This is a genomic window from Exiguobacterium alkaliphilum 12/1 (assembly GCF_000714435.1).
Classification (GTDB): Bacteria; Bacillota; Bacilli; order Exiguobacteriales; family Exiguobacteriaceae; genus Exiguobacterium; species Exiguobacterium alkaliphilum.
This window is the reverse complement of record NZ_JJMW01000058.1, coordinates 1-21,068: the sequence shown is the minus strand read 5'-3', so window position 1 is coordinate 21,068 and position 21,068 is coordinate 1. Positions and strand designations below refer to the sequence as shown.

At 54.0% G+C, this 21,068-nt stretch carries 18 protein-coding genes and 1 pseudogene; 7 read left to right on the top strand and 12 right to left on the bottom strand.

All coding sequences use genetic code 11. The features are described 5' to 3' along the window. The first annotated feature begins 37 nt into the window (after positions 1 to 37). Complete coding sequence (locus RT52_RS11555; protein ID WP_051690351.1) at positions 38 to 562, top strand: hypothetical protein; 525 nt, start codon at positions 38 to 40, stop codon at positions 560 to 562. Between the two features lie 251 nt (positions 563 to 813). Here RT52_RS11555 and cydC read toward each other — a convergent pair whose 3' ends face one another. The 8 genes from cydC to arcA form a co-directional block, all read right to left on the bottom strand. After that, positions 814 to 2,529 (bottom strand): thiol reductant ABC exporter subunit CydC, encoded by a 1,716-nt coding sequence (gene cydC, locus RT52_RS11550; RefSeq protein ID WP_034817501.1) that lies wholly within the window; start codon positions 2,527 to 2,529, stop codon positions 814 to 816. Then, positions 2,526 to 4,250 (bottom strand): thiol reductant ABC exporter subunit CydD, encoded by a 1,725-nt coding sequence (gene cydD / locus RT52_RS11545; RefSeq protein WP_034817498.1) that lies wholly within the window; start codon positions 4,248 to 4,250, stop codon positions 2,526 to 2,528. The genes cydC and cydD overlap by 4 nt, the downstream gene beginning before the upstream one ends. A 125-nt stretch (positions 4,251 to 4,375) precedes the next feature. Continuing rightward, a complete protein-coding gene (locus tag RT52_RS11540) occupies positions 4,376 to 5,065 on the bottom strand; it encodes a Crp/Fnr family transcriptional regulator (protein WP_034817495.1) in 690 nt (229 codons plus the stop codon). Between the two features lie 121 nt (positions 5,066 to 5,186). Continuing rightward, positions 5,187 to 7,529: a glycoside hydrolase family 31 protein gene (locus RT52_RS11535; RefSeq protein WP_034817492.1), complete on the bottom strand. Its 2,343-nt coding sequence runs from the start codon at positions 7,527 to 7,529 to the stop codon at positions 5,187 to 5,189. A gap of 176 nt (positions 7,530 to 7,705) precedes the next feature. Further along, positions 7,706 to 8,668 (bottom strand): carbamate kinase, encoded by a 963-nt coding sequence (arcC, locus tag RT52_RS11530; RefSeq protein ID WP_034817490.1) that lies wholly within the window; start codon positions 8,666 to 8,668, stop codon positions 7,706 to 7,708. A 14-nt stretch (positions 8,669 to 8,682) separates the two neighbouring features. Beyond that, entirely contained in the window at positions 8,683 to 10,158 is a 1,476-nt protein-coding gene (gene arcD, locus RT52_RS11525) for an arginine-ornithine antiporter (RefSeq protein WP_034817488.1), read from the bottom strand. Positions 10,159 to 10,207: 49 nt separating this feature from the next. Further along, a complete protein-coding gene (gene argF, locus RT52_RS11520; protein WP_034817486.1) occupies positions 10,208 to 11,236 on the bottom strand; it encodes an ornithine carbamoyltransferase in 1,029 nt (342 codons plus the stop codon). Positions 11,237 to 11,253: 17 nt separating this feature from the next. Beyond that, complete coding sequence (arcA, locus tag RT52_RS11515; protein ID WP_081852706.1) at positions 11,254 to 12,516, bottom strand: arginine deiminase; 1,263 nt, start codon at positions 12,514 to 12,516, stop codon at positions 11,254 to 11,256. Positions 12,517 to 12,817: 301 nt separating this feature from the next. Between arcA and mgtE the strand changes: the two genes are divergently transcribed. Together mgtE and RT52_RS11505 are read left to right on the top strand one after the other, a co-directional pair. Further along, positions 12,818 to 14,176, top strand: coding sequence for a magnesium transporter (gene mgtE / locus RT52_RS11510; protein ID WP_034817485.1), 1,359 nt, complete (start codon positions 12,818 to 12,820; stop codon positions 14,174 to 14,176). Positions 14,177 to 14,312: 136 nt separating this feature from the next. After that, a complete protein-coding gene (locus RT52_RS11505) occupies positions 14,313 to 16,094 on the top strand; it encodes a solute:sodium symporter family transporter (protein ID WP_034817483.1) in 1,782 nt (593 codons plus the stop codon). Positions 16,095 to 16,102: 8 nt separating this feature from the next. Here the strand turns inward: RT52_RS11505 and RT52_RS11500 are convergent, their stop codons facing one another. Beyond that, positions 16,103 to 17,017 carry a GGDEF domain-containing protein gene (locus RT52_RS11500; RefSeq protein WP_034817480.1) on the bottom strand — a complete coding sequence of 305 codons (915 nt, stop codon included), beginning with the start codon at positions 17,015 to 17,017 and terminating at the stop codon, positions 16,103 to 16,105. Positions 17,018 to 17,161: 144 nt separating this feature from the next. Between RT52_RS11500 and RT52_RS11495 the strand changes: the two genes are divergently transcribed. The 3 genes from RT52_RS11495 (at position 17,162) to RT52_RS11485 (ending at position 18,565) form a co-directional block, all read left to right on the top strand. Further along, complete coding sequence (locus RT52_RS11495; protein ID WP_245175530.1) at positions 17,162 to 17,554, top strand: GNAT family N-acetyltransferase; 393 nt, start codon at positions 17,162 to 17,164, stop codon at positions 17,552 to 17,554. Between the two features lie 11 nt (positions 17,555 to 17,565). Further along, positions 17,566 to 18,267, top strand: coding sequence for an SDR family NAD(P)-dependent oxidoreductase (locus tag RT52_RS11490; RefSeq protein ID WP_034817474.1), 702 nt, complete (start codon positions 17,566 to 17,568; stop codon positions 18,265 to 18,267). An 88-nt stretch (positions 18,268 to 18,355) separates the two neighbouring features. Beyond that, positions 18,356 to 18,565 carry a hypothetical protein gene (locus RT52_RS11485; protein ID WP_034817471.1) on the top strand — a complete coding sequence of 70 codons (210 nt, stop codon included), beginning with the start codon at positions 18,356 to 18,358 and terminating at the stop codon, positions 18,563 to 18,565. 18 nt (positions 18,566 to 18,583) lie between these two features. Here the strand turns inward: RT52_RS11485 and RT52_RS11480 are convergent, their stop codons facing one another. Next, positions 18,584 to 19,003, bottom strand: a complete 420-nt coding sequence (locus RT52_RS11480; RefSeq protein ID WP_034807695.1) for a hypothetical protein — start codon at positions 19,001 to 19,003, stop codon at positions 18,584 to 18,586. A 143-nt stretch (positions 19,004 to 19,146) separates the two neighbouring features. Here RT52_RS11480 and RT52_RS11475 point away from each other — a divergent pair, with 143 nt between their 5' ends. Then, positions 19,147 to 20,142, top strand: coding sequence for an MDR family oxidoreductase (locus RT52_RS11475; protein WP_034817668.1), 996 nt, complete (start codon positions 19,147 to 19,149; stop codon positions 20,140 to 20,142). A 282-nt stretch (positions 20,143 to 20,424) separates the two neighbouring features. Here the strand turns inward: RT52_RS11475 and RT52_RS11470 are convergent, their stop codons facing one another. Both RT52_RS11470 and RT52_RS16420 read right to left on the bottom strand, forming a co-directional pair. Continuing rightward, positions 20,425 to 20,769, bottom strand: coding sequence for a YflT domain-containing protein (locus tag RT52_RS11470; RefSeq protein WP_034807698.1), 345 nt, complete (start codon positions 20,767 to 20,769; stop codon positions 20,425 to 20,427). Between the two features lie 96 nt (positions 20,770 to 20,865). Further along, a pseudogene (locus RT52_RS16420) lies at positions 20,866 to 21,068 on the bottom strand (UDP-N-acetylmuramoyl-L-alanyl-D-glutamate--2,6-diaminopimelate ligase); the annotation flags it as partial.

Sequence of the window (21,068 nt, the reverse complement as noted above, 5' to 3'; positions counted from 1 at the left end):
ATCATCGATTTGACTAGAAAAAGGGGAAACACATTTCATGACAGTCTTGTTATCACTATTTGGGTTGATGTTCGTGGGATCTTTCGTCCTCGATTATCAACGCGGTAAGACGTTCCGCCAATCGCTCTTTGGGGGAGTCGATACGTTAAAGCGGAACTTGTTCATCTTTTTACGCACCTCGATCTCCATGATGATTTTTATCGGACCGCTCTTGCTCATTTCGATGTTCGCCTTCCCGCGTCTCATCGGATTCGATGCGGTTGCATCTTTCCTCATCGCCGTCTTGAGCATCGGGTTCGCCGAACGCATCATCGGCATGATTGTCGCTCCGCTCGTGCGCACGTTCTGGCACCAGCGCGGAAACGTGATGCCGCTCTATCTCGATGCAAGCCTCTATGTCTTCTTACTCTCGATTCTCGTCTTCGAGTTTCTATTGAATATTCCAGGCGTCAATATCGCCTCTCCAATTATCGCCGTCTTTTACGCGTTCGCGTTATTTTATATCCGCTATCTGTTCAGCTTGCTCCGGTTCACGCTCAGTAAAGGCGTCCCGTCAAACTGACCCTCGACACTGCAATCGGACCTCGGTTGCAGTTTTTATTTTATTACTAATTGACAATGAGAATCGTTATCACTTATACTCGACTTGTAGCTCCCAAAAGCTTGACGCGCTCGTTCCCCAAACGCATGCGTCACGTGGATTCCCCTCCACGACACTCTTTTTGAAAGCAATGCGACAACCACCATTTGTTGCACCCAGATTTGCCATATGAAAAAGCGAGCGGCTCTCCGACGGAGCCGCTCGCTTTTCGTTTAGGCGAATACATCTTGTTCGATTTGTTTCAACGCATAGAACGTGCCGCGCGCCTGCATCAACTCATCGAATGAACCGGTCTCGATGACGCGCCCGGCTTCCATGACGATGATTTGATCGAACGCCTCGAGCCCGTTCAGACGGTGGCTGACCATGACGAGCGTCGAAGCCTGTGCTGTGTCGAACATCTCGGCGTACACGTCCGCCTCGGTCCGCGCATCGAGCGCTGACGTCGCCTCGTCGAGTAGCCAGAGCGAGCCGTTTTTGAGTAGCGCCCGGGCAATCGCGAGCCGCTGGCGTTCCCCACCCGACAAGTTGGCGCCTTTCTCAAGCACCGGTTCATCGAGCGAGAAGCCGAGCCGGACGCTACTGAGCGCTCTCGTCATCGCCTCGTCCGTGTGTTCACCGGCAAGCGCCAAATTGTCGCGCACCGTCCCGAAGAAGAAATGGTTCTCTTGAAGGACGACGCTCGCATGCTCCCAAATCGACGCCTGTGCGATGTCGTCGAGTCGTGCCTCGTCGATGAAGACGTCGCCTTCGTCTGGACGGATGAAAGCGAGGAGCATTTGGAGGAGCGTCGATTTCCCCGAGCCGCTCGGCCCGACGATCGCCGTCTTCGACCCGCTCGGGAACACCGCATCGACGTCGACGAGGACGTCGCGGAACGTGTCCGGATACCGATAGTTCACACGGCTGATAGTAATCTCAGGTGCCCCTTGAAGCGAGATGTCGCGTCTTGCCGCTTCAGCTTGCTCCATTGCTTCACTCGGTGCCACGACCTCAAACAAGCGGTCGGCCGCCTGTTTGCTGTCGGCAAAGTGACCTGGGAAGACGGCCATCGGCGTCGCGTTCTCAAACGCCGTGAGCGACATCATGATGAGCATGGCGAGGAACAAGCCGTCAAGCTCTCCACCGACGACCAAGTAAGCACCAATCGCGAGCACACCCCACGAGACGAGCAATGACGTACCGACGACGAGCGAGGAGTTGAAGAACTGGCTCGTCACATCTTCACGCTCGGCCGCCACGTAGCGGTCGCTCCGCTCCATCAAGTCTTGCTTCGTCTTTCCGAGATGTTGATGCAGCAACAAGTCACGATAGCCATACATCATCTCCGTCATCCCGCTCGACAAATCACCACGAAGCGACCGCAGTTTGCGGTCGTGTCGGGCTCGGACACGGGCGAAGAAAGCCGGGATCAAGAAGCCAGTCACGAAGACACCGAACAAAATCCAGAGACTGACGAAAATTGAGAAGTACGTGACGAAAAAGATGGTGCTCAAGAAGACGAGCACTAAAATAATTGGTGGATAGAAGACGCGTAAAAAGTAGTTCTGTAAGCTCTCCACGTCCCCGACGACGCGCGCGAGTAAGTCACCGCTTCGATATTTCGCGAAGATATTCGGGACGAGTGGTTCGAGCTGTCGATAAAACCGGACACGGAGCTCACTCAAAATGGTGAACGTCGCCCGGTGCGAGGCGAGTCGCTCTTGATACCGCGCGCTCGCTCGGATGACACCGAACAGTTTGATTAAGACGACGGGAATCATAAGCGCGTAGAGCGGTGGTACGAGGCCGGCCCGCGCGACGAGGTATCCGCTCGCCGCGAATAAGGCGACGGCGGCAAGTCCCGCCACGTATCCAAAGAAGATGGAGAGGACGATATCCTTCTTCTCTCGCATCATCCATTTCGTGATCGTCCAAAGGGAACTCATCCTCTCACTCCTTTCTGTAACGTGAATAAGTCGGCATAAGCCGGGGCATGGAGCATCTGTTCATGCGTCCCGCTCGCGACGAGCGTCCCGTTGTCCATGAACCAAATCGCATCCGCCTGCTTGATCGTATGCAGACGATGGGCGACCGTGACGAGCGTCGCGTCGCGCGACAACTCTTCGATCGAGCGGCGCACGATTTGCTCGGTCATCAAGTCGAGACCGGTCGTCGGCTCATCGAACAAGATGATGCCCGGCCGTTTCAAGAAGGCGCGGGCCAACGCGAGCCGTTGCCGCTCGCCGCCAGACAAGCCGTAGCCGCCCTCACCGAGTTCGGTGTATAGCCCGTCCGGCAAATGGCGAATCACGTCGACGAGGCCGGCCGCTTCGGCCGCGCGCATGATCGCCGCTTCGTCAGCCGTCTCGCCGAGGGCGATATTGTCAGCGAGCGTCCCAGCGAACAAGTACGGGGTCTGCGAGATATAGCCGACCGTGCCGTACCACGACGTGTCCGTATACGAGTGGAGCGGCTTCCCGTCGACGAGGACGCGACCCGTATCGGGATTGACGAGCCCGGAAAGAAGATTTAACACCGTCGTCTTCCCTGACCCGCTCGCCCCGACCAATGCGATATGTGACCGCGCCGGAATCGTAGCGTTGAGCGGCTGCAAGGTGAAGCGACCGCCCTGATATTGGAACGACGCCTCCTCGAGTCGAAGCTCAGGGGTCCGGTTCGTCAGCACGCGCTCACCCCACACGATGCGATCATCCGGGGCGTCGAGCGCTTCAAAGATTCGATCGGCCGCACCCATGCTGCCACGTCCCGTATGGAACGCGCCACCGAGGTCTTTGATGGCCAAGTAATATTCAGGGGCCAAGACGAGAATGAGAAAGCCGGCGAAAAACGTCAAGTTCTGCCAGACGACCATTTGGAGCGCCACTTCAAGGGCGACGACACCGGTACTGAGCATCGAGATGAACTCGAGCATGAGTCCGGACAAGAACGCCGTCTTCAAGACGACCATCGTCGCGTCTCGGAAGTCGAGGCTGCTCTTCTCGATGGCTTGCGCTTCTCGCTCCGTCCGTCCATATAGCTTCAGCGTTGTCAGTCCTTGCAAGACGTCTAAAAACTTACCAGAGAACTGGTTCATCTTCTCCATCTGTTGTTCCGATTTCTTCTGCGTCGCAATCCCGATGATGATGAAGAAAATCGGGATGAACGGCGCCGTCACCATCATGATGACGCCCGAGATCCAATGTTGGGTGAAGACGACGATGAGAATGAGGAGCGGAATAATCGACGTCTGAATCACTTGGGGCCAATATTGGCTGAAGTAGGCGTCTACCTCGTCGACGGCGTCCATGTATACGCTCACTTTCTTACCGGATTGTCCCGAGAGCGACGTCTCCACCGGGTTCGACGTATAACGATCCAAGAGTTGACGTCGAAGCGACCGCTTCGCCTTCTCTGACAGGCTCGCACCGATGCGTCCCGAGACGTAACCGAACAACGCCCGGACGAGAAGCGCGACGACGAGCCAACCGAGCGCCGGAAGGACGCTTTCAAACGATTGATTTTGTAAGAAGACACGGTCGACGACGTCGACGATTAAATAGGCTTGGGCTAAAATCGACAAACCGATCATGACGGCCGCGATGACGAGGCCGATGATGTGCCGCTTTTCAGCTAACGCGAGGGCTTGCAGTCGTTTCACTGCGTTCATCCTTTCTAACAAGTCATAACATCATTTCTTTGTGATGATTCTCACTAATTATATCGCATGCATCGCTCCATAGCGAACGCTTCGCTTACGAGAGCATGCAAAAAACACCGTACGTCCGTACGGTGTCAATGCGTCGCTTGTTCAAAATATTCCGGATGCTCCGTCACGAGTTGTCGGGCATCGAATTGCAGGATGTCTTCTTTCCGTAGCCGCGACAAAATACCCGACACCGTCTCCCGTGATGTCCCGGACAGGCGCGACAGTTCGACCGTCGTGAACGGGCAGCGGATACGGACGCTGTCTGCCTCGCGCTCCCCTAAGTCTTCAATCAAGTAGTGAATCGTGTTGAGCACGCGATCCGTCGCGCTTGGCGTAATAATCTCTTGGAGACGCCGTTCATGTAAATCGAGAATCCGGTTCATCTGCCCGACGATATTCAACAGCATCGTCGCACTTCGTTTGACGAGCTGTTCGAATCGGTCCGCCGGCATATAAATGACCGTGATATCAGTAAGTGCCTCCGCGGAGTGGCGGTAGAACGTCGTGGAAAACATCCCGCTGTACGGGAACAACTGCTTCGGCTTCAAGTAGTCCGCGTATTGATACATCGCCGTCTCATGGAGGCGCTCAAGCTTGACGTAACCGTCCATGAGAAAGTAGACGCGCTCCCGCGGGTCGCCTTCCATAAACAAAATCTGTCCTTTTCGATATGTCCGTTGATAGACGTGCGGCAAAAGCGCCTCGAGTTCTCGACTCCCACACTGCTTGAACACGTCGATTTGTCTCAAGTCCTCAACCGTCCATTGCTGCGACATGTCTCATCCCTCACTTTCCACAATCGAATCGTTCCCCCTTCAGTATACTAAATCGTTTTATGTAAACGCTTTCAAAATCCGACAGTTTTCTGACAAGACAAAGAGGGGGACAGCCCCCTCTTCAGTCCAACATCAGTTCCATGATCGCATCTTGGAGATCTCGCTCGAGTTCGAGCGCATGCAAATCGAACAGCCACGCCTCGAGGCGCGTTTTTGCTGCCGACATCTGATACAACCGGTCTTTCAAATCATAGGAAATCTCGGCCCGGTCGAGGAAACGGTACAACCGATCGAGGCGGTGGTCGTTACTCGTCAAGTCGACCGGGAGTTCGACGGTCATGTCGCGGTCAACTTCTCCGAGCTCTAGACGGAGCGTCTGTGTCTCCTGCTTGTACGCACCTTCGGCTTTGACGCCACGAACGAGGAGCGTCATCGTACGCCCTTCCGGCAAGACCGTCGCATCTCCAGACAGACGAATGTCGAGGCGGCGGGCTTCCCAGTCGAGTGTGAACGTCGTCTCAGCATACGCGCCGGTCTCATAAGAACGGTCCGTCCCATTGTCCTCATAAAGCGTGAACTTGTTCGAGGCCCCCGGGAAGATGAGCACTTCTAATTCGTCCGGGTTGTCCGTGTCGTTCCGCCCAGAATGGTGCGGGGCCATCGGGATGATGGCTCCCGCCTTCGCGAACACGGCCTGTTCGTCTATTCCCCGGAACACACGGACCGACTTGTCACCCGCATAACGATGTCCGGTGAAGAAGTCGAACCAATCGCCTTTCGGTAACCAGACGTTCGAGGCGGCGACGTGTAGCGCCTTGTTCATCGGCTCGACAATCGGCGCGACAATCAGTTCACTGCCGAAATAATATTCGTTCGGCACGTCATACGCCGCGTCCTCATCCGGATGTTCATAATACATCGGCAAGATGAGCGGGGTCGCCTCCATATGGTTACGCCAGTTCATCGTATATAAGTACGGGATGAGCTGGTGACGTAGGCGCAGGAACGACTGCATCGAGCGTTCGGCCTCTAATCCAAAACGCCACGGTTCTTTGCCGTTGAAGATGCTGAACGTCGAATGAAGGCGCATGATGGGACTGAACACCCCGAACGCGACCCAACGCGCGGCGAGTTCGTCGTCTTTCGCCCCGCGATAGTGGCCACCGATGTCATGGCTCCACCAACCATAGCCGATGTTCGAGGCCGTCGCGGTGAAATACGGTTGGAATGCGAGCGACGCCCATGAGATGAGCGTGTCTCCGGAAAAACCGATTGGATAACGATGGCTTCCCGGCCCTGCGTACCGTGAGAAGATGAGCGGACGGTTCCCGTCTCGGGCGATATCGACGGCGTGGTAATGGTTTAGCATCCAGAGCGGGTCGAGTCCTTCCATCTTCGAGGTCGAGCCTTGTTGCCAATCGATCCACCAAAAGTCGACCCCGTCGGCTTCATGCGGGTGATGCATCTGTTCGAAATACGCTTGGATGAATCGTTTATTTGAAAAGTCGAACGGGATTCGATCACCGGTCGCCGGGTCGACCCCCATCGCCTCGGCCATCGATTCGTATTGGTCCTCGAAGGCGCGCACCCCATCAGCCGGATGGAGGTTCAACGTGACGAGGAGATGTTCCTCTTTCAACCATTTCAAGAAACCTTTCGGGTCCGGGAACAAGTTTCGGTTCCACGAGTATCCGGTCCAACCGCTCCCGTACTCCTCCGGTATGTCGGTGACGTGCCAGTCCATGTCGATGACGCTGACCGAAAATGGGATGTCCTCCGTCTTGAAGCGACGCATGAGCGCCTTGTATTCCGTCTCGTCGTAGCGCCAATATCGGCTCCACCAGTTCCCTAGCGCTTTTCTCGGCAGCAACGGGGTCGGACCGGTCAGCTGATAAAAATCTCGGAGCGCACGCCGATACTCGTGACCGTAACCGAAATAATACAAGTCATGGACGTCTTTACGGCGTGGCTCGACGAAGCGGTCGTCCGTCATGATGAATGATGTCGAATCGTCAATAACGGCGTAGCCTTGTTTTGAGACGATCCCTTCATCGAGTTCGACCGCGCCGTCGACATGGTCGAGCGTCCGGGCCGTCCCTTTGAGCGTCCGTTCTGGCCCGTTGAACGTATAGCGACTGTAATACGTACTGAAGTTTCCTTTCACATCGACATAGAGTGTGTTCGGTGCGAACGGGCCTTTCGTATAGTACAAGTGGACGTGGTCGGTGATGATTTGCAGTTCGTGCTCGTCTTCGATGACCCGAAAATCTGGGACGTCGAAGTCGCGATTCCAGACGACTTGGGTCGGTCGGTCCTCAAAAACACCATCTGCCGCGTACTCCATACGAATCAATTGGCTCGTGAGCACGGTGAAGCGATAACAGCTTCCCTGCACGACGGCTCGTTCATCCGCTTTCGGTTTCATCTGCTTCGAATAGACGTGATCCTGTTCAAATAAGCGCATAGGTTCGAGCGTTGCCGCTCTTCGTCACTCCCTCTCTGTTTGTGCAAACGTTTACACCAAGAATGATACCAATGTCAGTTTCGACATACAATCTTCCTTCCCGATGTCTCTGTTTCGAAAACGACAGGATGTGGGTGCACAAAAAACCGTGACCCGGGTCGGCCACGGTTAATCGATTATTGTTTTAGCGTCGCCGCCATGCGAACACGCGTCCCGATTCGGCCTCGCACCGCCTCATTGACCTGATCGAGCGATGTGATGACGGCAAGGCGCCCTTCCCCCGTCTCCGCGAATTGGAGGGCGGCGCGAACTTTTGGCAACATGCTACCGGGCGCGAACTGCCCTTCCGCGATATACGTCTCGAGTTGTTGTTTCGTCGTCTCTTCGAGCGCCGTTTGGTCCGGCGTCCCAAAATGGACATAGACGTGATCCACCGCTGTCAAGATGAGGAGCATGTCGGCCTCGACGAGCTCGGCCAATTTTGCGGCGGCAAAGTCTTTATCGATGACGGCCTCGACACCGACATAACCGTCCGGTGTATCGATGACCGGAATGCCGCCCCCGCCAGAGGCGATGACGACATGTCCGTTGTCGATGAGGTCACGAATGACGGCATGTTCGCAAATCGCAATCGGGAACGGGCTCGGGACGACACGACGATAACCGCGGCCAGCGTCCTCTTTAAACAGGAAGCCAGTCTCTCGCTCGAGTCGAATCGCTTCTTGCTCCGAATAAAACGGACCGATCGGCTTCGTCGGGTGACTGAAGGCGCTATCGTTCGGGTCGACTTCGGCCCGTGTGACGAGTGGCGCGACCGACCGTTCGAGTCCATGTTTACGGAGCGCTTTCGTCAGCGCGTTCTCAAACCAATAGCCAATCATCCCTTGCGTCATCGCGCCACAGACGTCTAAGGGCATCGCCGGTGTCGCCTCGCTATCGGAAGCTGCTTGTTGCAACATCAAATTTCCGACTTGGGGCCCGTTGCCGTGCGTGATGATGACCTCGATTCCTTCTGCGATTAGACCCGCCAACGCGTCGGCGGTCATCTCGACCGCGCGCATTTGGGCGTTCGCGGTCGCATCCTTCCCTTGTTGGATTGCATTGCCACCGAGCGCGATGACGACGCGTCGTTTTTTCATATCCATTCCCCCGATCAAAAGACTGTGATGTTGCCTGAGACGATGCGGACGACCGCTAAAATGGCGAGGACGGTCAACATACCGGCGACAGTCCATTCTGTTTTCGTCAACGACTTGATCCCGTTCTCACGTTGCGCTTTCACGTAGAGCAACGTCCCTGGTGCGTAGAGGAGCGTCGTCAACAACAAGTAATCGACGCCTGCCGCATAGATGAGCCAAATCCCATAGATGGAAGCGACCGCCCCAATGACGAGATCGCGCGTCCGACGCTCACCGGCGTTGTAGCCGATGCCATTTTTTGCGACTTTCACTTGATAGAAGGCCGAGAACGCGTATGGAATCAAGATGGCGCTCGATGCGAGCGAGAAAGCGAAGTTATACGCCGCGTCCGAGAATAGAAACGTGAACAGGAACAGTTGAATTAAACCATTCGTGAGCCAAAGTGCGTTCGCCGGCGCGTTGTTTTTATTCTCTTTCGTGAACCAACGCGGGAAGACACCGTCTTTCCCTGCCACGTACGGAATCTCTGCCGCAAGGAGCGTCCAACCGAGCCACGCCCCGAGCACCGAGATGACGAGCCCGCCGTTGATGAGCATCGCCCCCCAAGGACCGACTGCCGACTCGAGCAAGTACGCCATCGCCGGTTGCGTGGCGTTCGCCACGTTCTCTGGATTCAACAAACCGAGCGACATAATCGAGATGAGCAAGTAAATGATGAGCGTCCCGAGTAGACCGATGACAGTCGCCTTCCCGACGTCCGAGCGCTTCCGGGCCCGTCCTGACAAGACGACTGCCCCTTCGACACCGATAAAGACCCAGAGCGTGACGAGCATCGTCGAGACGACTTGATCGCGGATGCTACTCCATGAGAAGCCGCCCTGTCCCCAGAAGTCGAACGTGAAGTTGTCGAGATTGAAGAAGAATAACGTGATGGTGATGAAGGCAAAAATCGGAACGAGTTTCGCGATGGTCGTGATGATGTTGATCATCGACGCCTCGTGAATCCCACGCAAAATGAGGGAGTGGACGAGCCATAGCATGATGGACGCACCGATGATGGAGGCGATGTTTTGACCGCCTTCGAAGATTGGAAAGAAATAGCCGATCGAACTGAACAATAGTGTCGCGTACGCGACGTTTCCGAGCCAGGCGGAGAGCCAGTAGCCCCAAGCCGAGTTGAATCCGACGAACTGTCCGAAGCCAGCCCGCGCATAACTATACACCCCGCCGTCGAGGTCCGGTCGCCGCATCGTCAAGTTTTGGAAACTTAATCCGAGTGTGATGATCCCGATGCCGGTGATGACCCAACCGATGAGAATCGCACCCGCGTTCGCACCTTGGGCCAAGTCGGCCGCCAAGTTGAACGCCCCGCCCCCGATCATCGAACCGACGACGAGTGCCGTCAGGGCCCCGAGCCCCAACCGTTTGTCTTTCGGACTAGGATTTGCGCCAGCTGAACCGCTTGAGTCATGATCTAATTTCGTAGACATTTAACTCATCCCTTTCGCTTCATTAAAGGGGGGGAAATCCCCCCTCTCCTCAACGTTCGAGCCATTCCGCTGTATCGACAAGCGTCGCCGCCATGACTGCTTTAATCGTGTGCATCCGATTCTCGGCCTCGTCAAACACGAACGAATGACGGCTCCGGAATACTTCATCGGTCACTTCCATCTCGGCCAAGCCGTACTCTTCGTAAATGGCCCGGCCCACCTCTGTCTCTAAATCGTGGAACGCCGGGAGGCAGTGGAGGAACATGACATCTGCGTTCCCCGTCTTCTCGAGCATCTCCATGTTCACTTGATACGGCCGGAGCAGTTGAATCCGCTCTGCGAACTCGGCCTCTTCACCCATCGATACCCAGACGTCCGTATAGATGACGTCCGCGTTCGCCACCGCCTCGTCGACGCTTTCTGTGAGGGTGATGAGCGCGCCCGTCTCTTGTGCGACCGAGCGGGCGTAATCGACGACCTCGTCTGACGGCCAGAGTGATTTCGGGGCACAAATCCGGATATCCATTCCGACTTTTGCACCGCCGATCAACAACGTGTTACCCATGTTATTGCGCCCGTCCCCGACGTAAACGAACCGAATGCCGGCAAGGTCGCCTTTTTGCTCTTTCACCGTCAAGAAATCGGCTAAAATTTGCGTCGGGTGATACAAATCGGTCAACCCGTTCCAGACCGGGACGCCCGCGTCACGTGCGAGTCCTTCGACCGTCGCATGCGCGAAGCCTCGGAACTGGATGCCATCGAACATGCGACCGAGCACGATGGCCGTATCACGAACGGATTCTTTCTTACCAAACTGAATGTCCGACTTTCCGAGATATTCCGGATGCATGCCGAGGTCGACGGCTGCGACCGTGAATGCACACCGTGTCCGCGTCGACGGCTTTTCAAACAAGAGCGCCACATTCTTCCCTTCACAGACGCGATGTGGGATGCCTTGTTTCTTTTGACGCTTGAACGCGGCCGACAAATCAATCAAGTAGTTCAGTTCGTCCGGAGAAAACGCATTGAGTGATAAAAAATGACGGCCTACCAAATCAACATTGTACGTTGTGGACATGTTCAGGTTCCTCCTCGTCAAATATCTTCACGAATAATCGGGCAACTCATGCAACGTGGGCCCCCACGGCCGCGTGACAACTCGCTTGACATGATTTCGATGACTTCGACACCTTCCGAACGCAAGAGCTCGTTCGAGACATAGTTTCGGTCGTACGTGACGACGACCCCTGGTGCGATGGCGAGCGTGTTCGATCCGTCGTTCCACTGCTCCCGTGCCGCCGCGATCGGATCGCCGCCGCCACACGGGATGAGAACGATGTCATCGAGATTGAGTGCGGCTTTTAGCACTTGTAACAAATCGCTATGTTGCGTGATATGAAGTTCTCCGTCTTGATTCAGTGACAGCTCGAAGATGTTCATCTTTCCTTCCGGTCCTTGGATGAACGGATGAATCGTGAACTTGTCGTGGTCGACCATCGTGAAGACGGTATCGAGGTGCATGAAGGCTCGCGATTTGGGGATTTCGATGGCAATCACTTTTTTAAACGTCCCGCCATGCTTGAGCAGATTAAGGGCGACCCGCTCGATGCCTTGCGCTGTCGTCCGCTCGGAAATCCCGATGGCGACGACTTCTTTAGACAAGACGAGTTCGTCCCCGCCTTCCATCGCGAACCGGTAGTCACGGTCTGACCAAATCGGGACGTCATGTTTGGCGAATCGTGGATGGTACTTCATGATATATTGCGTGAATAACGATTCGCGCCGCCGCGCCGGCTCTTTCATACGGTTGATTGATAAGCCATTGCCGATGGCCGCTGCCGGGTCGCGGGTGAAGTATAGGTTCGGCATCGGATCCAAGTAGAACGGATACGTGTCTTCAATCATCTCATGCAAGTGACGTCGTTTCTCCGGCTTGATTTCCGACTTGCGAATCCCAGCCATGACCGTCTCGATTAACTGTTCATTGTCATAGGCGAGCAAATATTCTTTCAACGTCTCATACGATCCGTTGATGTTCGACTTTGACTCGGACAAGATGTCGGCGACGAACCGTTCCCTTACGCCCGGAAGCGATAACGTCTCGGCCATCAATTTTTCTAAATACAGCACTTCGACGCCACGGTTTTGCAGGGCGCTCGCAAAGTAGTCATGTTCTTTTTGGATGACCGGCAAATGTGGGATGTCATCGAAGAGGAGTCGTTCTAAATATTCGGGGGTCAAATTTTCAAGTTCACGGCCCGGACGTTTCAGCAGCACCGTCCTGAGTTCACCGATTTCTGAATACACGTGGATTGGATGTTTGAGCGTAGTATCCCGTGAGGTCTGTTGATCCATCATCGTTATCATCTCGCTTCCTCCTAGTGTTTCGGGTGTGTTGCTACCCTTACATTATCAACTTACCCAATATCGGGACGGGTAAGTCCGACGGTGGGACCGTGGCGAATTCCACATCGAGATGAATGAACGATCGATAAAACTGAATGAAAAAACAATTGTGAATCATTACACAAGTATGCACAATCACTTACCTCTGTATAATCGCTGTATACATTGTGAAATAAATTCATTATTTTTTTTGTGTTCCTTTCCTGTATGATAGGGACGTACCTGAATCTACTACGGAAAAGGAAGTGAGTCGATGGCAATCGAACGTACAGAACATGCGCGTCACCAAGCTCAAGTGACCGCGCTCATTCAAAAGGGGGACCCGGTCGATTTCCGCGACTTGTTCCTTACCCTTCACCCTGGTGAACAGGCGGATTTATTTATCGAGCTCGAGCAGCCTGAGCGCCAGTTCGTCTATCGAGCACTCACACCGGAAGCGTTCACGGATTTATTTGAGAAGTTGGAACTCGAAGACCAGGAGCAATTCATCCAAGAGATGCCGCGGCCTTATGCGGTCCGTGTCTTGAACGACATGTTCTCGGACAATGCGGCTGACTTGATGAATGAACTGCCTGACGACTTCATGAACGAACTGTTCGAACAGATGGATGAGACCGAGGCCACAGAAGTCAAAGACTTGATGCGCTATCCAGACGACACGGCCGGCGCCGTCATGACGACAGAGTTCGTCGTCTTAAAGGCAGATAAGACCGTCGGCGAGACGCTCGAAGAGTTGCGCGACCTCGGACCGGACGCCGAGACGATTTATTACCTTTACGTCATCGATGCATCCGGTCGTCTCGTCGGTGTCGTCTCGCTCCGCGATTTGATCGTGTCACGGCTCGATGCCCGTATCGCCGACATTATGGGGCGACGCGTCGTCTCCGCGAACGTGCTCACCGACCAAGAAGACTTGGCCCGGACCGTCCAAAAGTACGACTTGCTTGCCCTTCCCGTCGTCGACGATGAAGAGAAACTACTCGGAATCATCACCGTCGATGATGTCATGGACGTCATCGAGCGCGAGACGACCGAAGACTTTGAAGAACTGTCCGCGACGAAAGGTTCATCTGACATCAATATGGGACCGGTCGAGGCGGCCAAGAAACGCGCGCCCTGGATTATCAGTCTCATGTTCCTCGGCATGATTACCGCCTCGACGATTGGCGGATTCGAAGAAACGCTTGAGACGATCGTGCTCCTCGCCGTCTTCATGCCGCTCGTCATGGGGTCGGCCGGGAACGCGGCCACCCAATCACTCGTCGTCGCCGTCCGCTCGATCGCGCTCGGCACAATCAATCGAAAGAACGTCATGAAGATGGTACGACGCGAGTTCGGGACCGGCGTCATCCTCGGAGTCGTCTGCATGATCGTCATCTTCGGCGTCATCACGTTCCTGTATGACAACGCTTTGATTGGTATCATTGTCGGTATCTCGATTTTCGCCGCACTGAGCGTGGCGACGATTGTCGGAACACTCATCCCGCTCCTCATCAATCGCTTGAAACTCGATCCGGCTGTGGCTTCGGGACCGTTCATCACGACGTTGATGGACAACCTCGGGTTAATCATCTACTTCACCGTCGCCACATCGATGCTCCAGTTCCTTTAAGGCACGTGCCCTCGCGCACGTGTCTTTTTTTGTTACGTTTTGTTTACAGACGAGAAAACGGGAAATGATTGCCTGCCTGAATGGGTATTACAAATAAATACTTATAAATAAGAAGAAACCGAAGGAGGTCTCTCATATGACCATTCAGCAAGTCGCTTACATATTGATTACCGGGGCCTTATTCATGGGGCTCGTCGCATACGTATCGTATCGGATGACGCGCGGCAAAGTCGACAGCGCCGATGACTACTTCCTCGCAGGCCGTGGATTGACCGGTTTGTTCATCGCAGGGTCATTGCTTTTGACAAACCTTTCCGCCGAGCAACTGATCGGGTTGAACGGTCAGTCGTTCGCGGGCAATATGTCCGCCATGGCGTGGGAAGTCACGGCCGGGATTGCCGCCATCATCATGGCGCTCTTTTTACTGCCGCGCTTCCTCGGAATCGGCATCTCGACCATCCCTGAATTTTTGAGCCAACGGTATGACGAGGACGTCCGCCGTCTGACAGTGCTTTTGTTCTTGTTCGGCTATATGTGCGTCACGATCCCGTCGATGCTCTATTCAGGCGGCCTCGCCGTCTTGCAGCTGTTCGATGTGCCGGAACTACTCGGCGTCAGTTTCGAACAGGCGCTCTGGATGGTCATCTGGTTCATCGGGATAATCGGGGCAATCTATGCCATCTTCGGCGGCCTTCGCGCCGTCGCCGTGTCGGATACGTTGAACGGGATTGGACTCATCATCATCGGATTCCTTGTCCCGACGCTCGGTTTCATCGCCCTCGGTGACGGTAACCTCGTCGATGGGATGAAGACGATCGCGACGTCGAACCCAGAGAAACTGAACGCCATCGGTTCGAGCAACGACTCGGTCCCGTTCTTGTCCATCTTTACCGGGATGATCTTCGCCAACTTGTTTTATTGGGCGCTCAACCAATACGTCATCCAGCGTGCGCTCGGCGCCAAGAACTTGGCCGAAGGACAAAAAGGTGTCTTGTTCACCGGTTACTTGAAGTTGCTCGTCCCGATTTTCATGTTGCTTCCAGGGATTATCGCGTTTCACTTGTACGGTTCAAACGTCGACAAGGCCGACCTCGCTTACCCGAGTTTGATCGCCGACTTGTTGCCGATGTGGCTGATGGGCTTTTTCCTCGCCGTCTTGCTCGGGGCCGTGTTCAGTTCGTTCAACTCGCTCCTGAACAGTATCGCCACGTTGTTCGTACTCGATATTTATAAACCGAAGTTTAAACCGAACGCATCGGACAAAGACTTGATTCGCGTCAGTAAATGGTTCGGGACGCTCGTCGCCCTCATTTCGTTTTTCGTCGCTCCGAACTTGATGTATGCGCCAGACGGACTTTGGGACTTGATTCGCCGCTTCACCGGCTTCTTCAACATCCCGATTCTCGTCATCGTCTTGATTGGGATGCTCGTGAAGCGTGTCCCTCCGATTGCCGCGAAAATCGTCATCGTATTCCATGTCATCACCTACTATTTCCTCGTCTGGGGCACGCAGCAGTGGTTTGGCTTTGACCTTGGGATTAACTTTATTCACATTTATGGCATCTTGTTCGTCATCGAGACATCGATTATGCTCTTGTTCGCGAAAATTCGCCCGATGATGACAGTGAATCCGATTCGTATCGAGCTCGGTCGCGTCAAGCCGTGGCGTCACGCCATCTCGACGTCAATTCTTCTTATCGCATCGATGATTTTCGTCTACTTCGTCTTCTCACCGATTGGCCTCGCCTACGCGGACGGGATCGTCTCAGGCTGGTTCTTCCCGGCAACGATTGGATTGTTTGCCGTAACAGCAGGGCTCGTCTTTGTCTCGTATCGCTTCTGGCTCCCACGCTACGAAACATACTTGAACAATCTCGGGACGACCGAAGAGACTGAAGAAGAGGCAAGCGGTAGTTAACAAAAACCTCACCGATCCATTACCGGATCGGTGAGGTTGCTTTGTTTCATACGGCGTTTTTGTTCATACATGGCTTGGTCCGCCTCATCGTATAAGGCGACGAAATCGGTATGGTCCTCTGTAAAAGAAGAACCAATCGCAGCCGATATACCCGCTTCTTTAAATGCGAAATGAATCGCCGTAACAAGTTCCGACAACTCCTGGTCCGAACCGGTCATCAATACGACGAACTCGTCTCCACCGAGTCGGTACACTTTTGGACTTTTTCGTGTCAACACATGTGCCGCTCGTTGGAGCAACACATCGCCGGCGGAGTGCCCGTACGTATCATTTACCTGCTTTAAATCGTTTAAATCGATTACAATGACGCCGCATGATGAGGCAGTGGGTAAGCGATCGACGGTCTCTTCGAACGCCCGTCGATTCCACACGCCGGTTAGACTATCGTGGCGACTCTCATATACGAGTGCTTCTCGTTCCGTGACGGCCGCCTCGACATTCCGGATGACGCCTTGCACAGCGACGAGTTCCTCGCCTTCATAGATCGGTGTCGCATACTCCTCAAACCATAAATAACGGCCATCATTCGTTTGCCACCGCTGCAAAATCGGTTCTTCATAGTTAACCTGCCCTGTCACTTTCTGGACAAGTAGCTCATAATCATCTGGATGAATGCGATGAAAACAGTCATTCGGGTCGTCATAGTTTTTCGCAACCGTCCCTTCTCCTAGATAGTCATCAAGTGACGGACTGATATAACGAAACCGAAAGACCGGTTTTACGTCAAAGACGTAAATGACATCTTTCATTTGGTCGGTGAATCGGGTCATCGGTTCATCCGCCTGATTCACTTGACGACGGATTTTATAGACAATGAATGCTACACTTAACCCGATAAAGATCCCTAAAATAAACTCGACCACGACGTACACCCCTGTCTTAAAAAATCTTCATCTATCGTATCATGGAGCACGCCTATGCCTCTTGCGTCCTCCGTTATTTAGGGGAATGATTTTTTAAGATCTTGTCATCAATGTGCCACGTCAGTTCATTTGGAGGTTTCTATAGTGAGCTACTTTATTCGTCCCTACACTGAGAAGGACTTTGAACAAATCCAAACATTAAACGAGACAGAAGGCTGGACACAGCTCGTCGTACGTTCGGATGAGACGAGGCAGGCTTGGGACCATTCAAACGTGGCCTATGTCATCGAGGTCGACGGATTAATCGTCGCGTACGTCCGGGGGATGACCGACACGGCCGTGAGCCTGTACATCTGTGAACTGCTTGTCGCCGCCTCACATCGTCGACTCGGACTCGGGGAGCAACTTTTGACGTACGTGCATTCACGTTATCCGACGACACGCCTCGAGATGCTTGCGAGCGCCTCATCGCAGACGTACTATGAGAAATTGAACTTCCGTCCGTTTTACGGTTATCGTAAAACGATACATGAATAGGAGGAAAAATGATGAAACTTGCCATCGTCACCGGTGCCTCACGCGGCCTCGGCCGCGCCATTGCCGAAGAACTATCGAAACGGGATTACGAGGTCGTCAACTTCTCACGCACGCAAGGCGATGCCCCGTTCCGCCATGTGAGCGTCGACCTCTCCGATTCTGTGAGTCTACTCCACGCGCTCGAACAAATGCGTCCGCTCATCGAACGCGTCGATTCGCTCCTCGTCGTTCAAAACGCGGCGCTGATTGACCCGATTCATCAGGTCGGACAGTTAGACTCCAACCAATTGATGTCACACGTCCAAGCGAATTTGCTCGCACCGATGCTCCTCGCCAACCATGTGCTCCGTTATACGTTACCGGTCTCGTTCATTCACGTGACGTCGGGCGCCGCCAAACGGCCGATTTCTGGTTGGAGCGCGTATTGCGCGACGAAAGCCGGTCTCGATCACTTCACGGAGACACTCGCCCTCGAGCTGACCGACACGCACCACCGGGCCGCCTTGTTCAATCCGGGCGTGATGGACACATCGATGCAAGCGACGATTCGAGCCTCGTCAAAAGACGCTTTCCAAGATGTCGAACAGTTTCAGGCATACGTCGCGGAAGGCCGGCTCCGTTCTCCGGAAACCGTGGCCCGTGTCTTGATCGAGTATATGATTGATACGCCGTTTGAGAACGGGAAGACGTATTCGATTTACGACCTCGTCTAATTTTTAACCCGGGTCAAAATTCACCCACCCCTTCTGTTCTTAAGCGTCTACACTGAAGTCAGACAAAAGCAGAAAGGATGATGGTGTCATGAAGACGATTGCAGGAGGGTTATTGTTTTTCGGCTTATTCAGCCTTGTTCTCTCGTCCACGATGATTGGCGACACAGCTATCGTCGGCGCGTTGGTGAGCGGCGTGTCCATCCTCTCGAGCGTCGGACTATGGTTCGGTGCGACGGAAGTCATGCGCATGCGCTCGGACGTCCACTCCATGAAAAAAACGTCTTTCCCTACTGAATGAGGGAAAGACGTTTTCGATTCAATCTTCGTCTTCGTCATCGATGAAATCGTCGAAGTCGTATTCTTCAAAATCTTCTTCATCAATAAAAATATCACGGTCATTGACGACGTGAATCGGACCGTTGGCCACGTCGATTCGAATCGTCCATGCCCATGGAATGCGCAATCGGCTATATACGCCCGTCCAGAATTCCATCGATTCTTGTTCATATCGTTCGAATTCTGTGAGTAACTCTTTGAACGTCACGCCGGATAACTGAAAGTTTGAGTCTTGGATGCGTTGAAGCGCGTGATGCTTCGCTTCAAGCTCCGCCGCTCGGACCATCTCTTCGGCAGTCGCCATCTCGAGAATCGTACCATCGGGCGGTAGAATGTCGTATACGTTAAACAGTTCGCCTTCTTCTACTTCTTCGTCAAACTCGTAGTCATCGTGCCGCATGCTACATTCCTCCTCACTCTAGTTGAATCTATTCCATTATACCATTCCACTCCACGTGAGAACGAAACATTTGTGTATATATTTTCTACGAACGGGAATCATAGTAGAGGATGAAACCTTACGATTCGAAAGGGGAAATGACGATGCATGACACGTTTCAAGCGCTCGTTTTAAACAGAGAAGAAAACCGGCTTCATGCCGAAGTGACCGAAGTGAAACGCGACGCACTACCGCGAGAAGAAGATGGGAACGTACTAGTCGAAGTCCATTACTCCGCGCTCAACTATAAAGATGCGCTCGGACTGACCGGAGCGGGGGCGATCATTAACGAGTTCCCGTTCATCCCGGGCTGTGAGTTCGTCGGAAAAGTCGTCGAGTCCGACCATCTCGACTTCAAGGAGGGCGATGAAGTCATCGCGACCGGGTTCGGGATCGGCGAACGTCATTTCGGTGGGTTCAGCCATTACGCCCAAGTGCCGGGCAATTGGCTCGTCAAATTGCCAAAAGGATTGTCGATGCGGGACGCCATCACGATCGGCACACCCGGTCTGACGGCCATATTCGCCGTCGAGGCGCTCGAGCATGAACAGATTCACCCAGGTCAAGAAGTGCTCGTCACGGGCGCATCGGGCGGTGTCGGCAGCTTTGCCATCGCGATCCTCCATAAGCTCGGGTATCACGTGCTCGCCTCGACTGGAAAGACCGACCCAGCGTATTTACGGGCGCTCGGCGTCGAGAACATCATGGCTCGGAGCGAGCTCGAAGGCCCAGCCCGGCCGCTTGACAAGCAACGGTTCGACGCCGCCATCGACTCCGTCGGCGGGGAGACGCTCGGTAATATTTTGAGCCGGACCCGTTACGAGGGAACGGTCGTCGCTTGTGGCCTTGCCGGCGGTCACGAACTACACACGACCGTCTATCCGTTCATCTTGCGCGGCGTCCGTCTCATCGGAATCGACTCGGTGATGCAGCCCGTCTCCCGGCGTATGACCGCTTGGGAACGACTCCATGAGTTGGTTGACGAGACGGTATTGAAACATATGGTCCACGAGATTCCGCTCCATGACGTCCCGCGCCAAGCAGAGGCGATGCTACGCGGCGAACTGAGCGGACGGACGGTCGTTCGACTCCATTCCTAATACAACAGGGCTGTTGACGAACCGAATCGTGACATGCGATTTGGTTCGTCTTCTTTTGGATTCAATGGTCCCGTGGCGCACTGCCCGACATGAAATTGAAGACATGCAAAGACGAGAGACCGCACAAGGACAGCCTCTCGCGGCGCTCATCCGACGGCGCCGAAGACTCCTAAAGGAATAGCGAGCGAAAGCGCCAAGAGGATGAAAACATTCTGCTAGTCAACAAACTGACAGGGCTGAATCGATGGATTCAGCCCTGTCTCTGTATGCTTCAAGGAAAGGTTATAATGTGAAGCCGTTCGGCGCGTCTTTGACGACGACAATCACTTTCCCTTGGTCCAACTTCTTCTCAAGGCTATCCGCCTCGGTCGCTGAGAAACCAAGTTCCTCGAACTGGGCACGTAACTCGTCCCCTTTTTTACGGAACAAGTTTTTCGCTGCCGTTCCGAGACCGACGTCCGATGCCGATACCGTATTCGCGTCCGCGTTGTCGGCGACTCGATCGGTCCGGTCATCGTCGTGGGTGATGACGTAAATGTGCGACTCGTCAACCCCTTTTGCTTTCATCGATTGAATGGCGGTGACGACTTCTTCATCATTTGTGAACTCTTTGTACAAAACTGACATGTCTATTCTCCTCCTTCAATTGCGTTACAGTTATAGGTATTTCCTGTTTTCATCGTTTCTACACATTAAAAAACGATGACAAGCGTCATCGTTTCGTTAAACGGCCGGTTCTTGGCCCTTCAATTTTTTCAGTTCATCCAACAAAATGTCAGATTCGTTGAACGGAATCGATTGCTTCCCGACACGTTCGATGTGGTCATGGCCTTTTCCGACGACGACGACTCGTTTGCCGTCGAGTCCTTGTAGCGCCGCATGTTTAAGGGCGTCTAACCGATTCTCAAACGTCACATGTGGTGTGT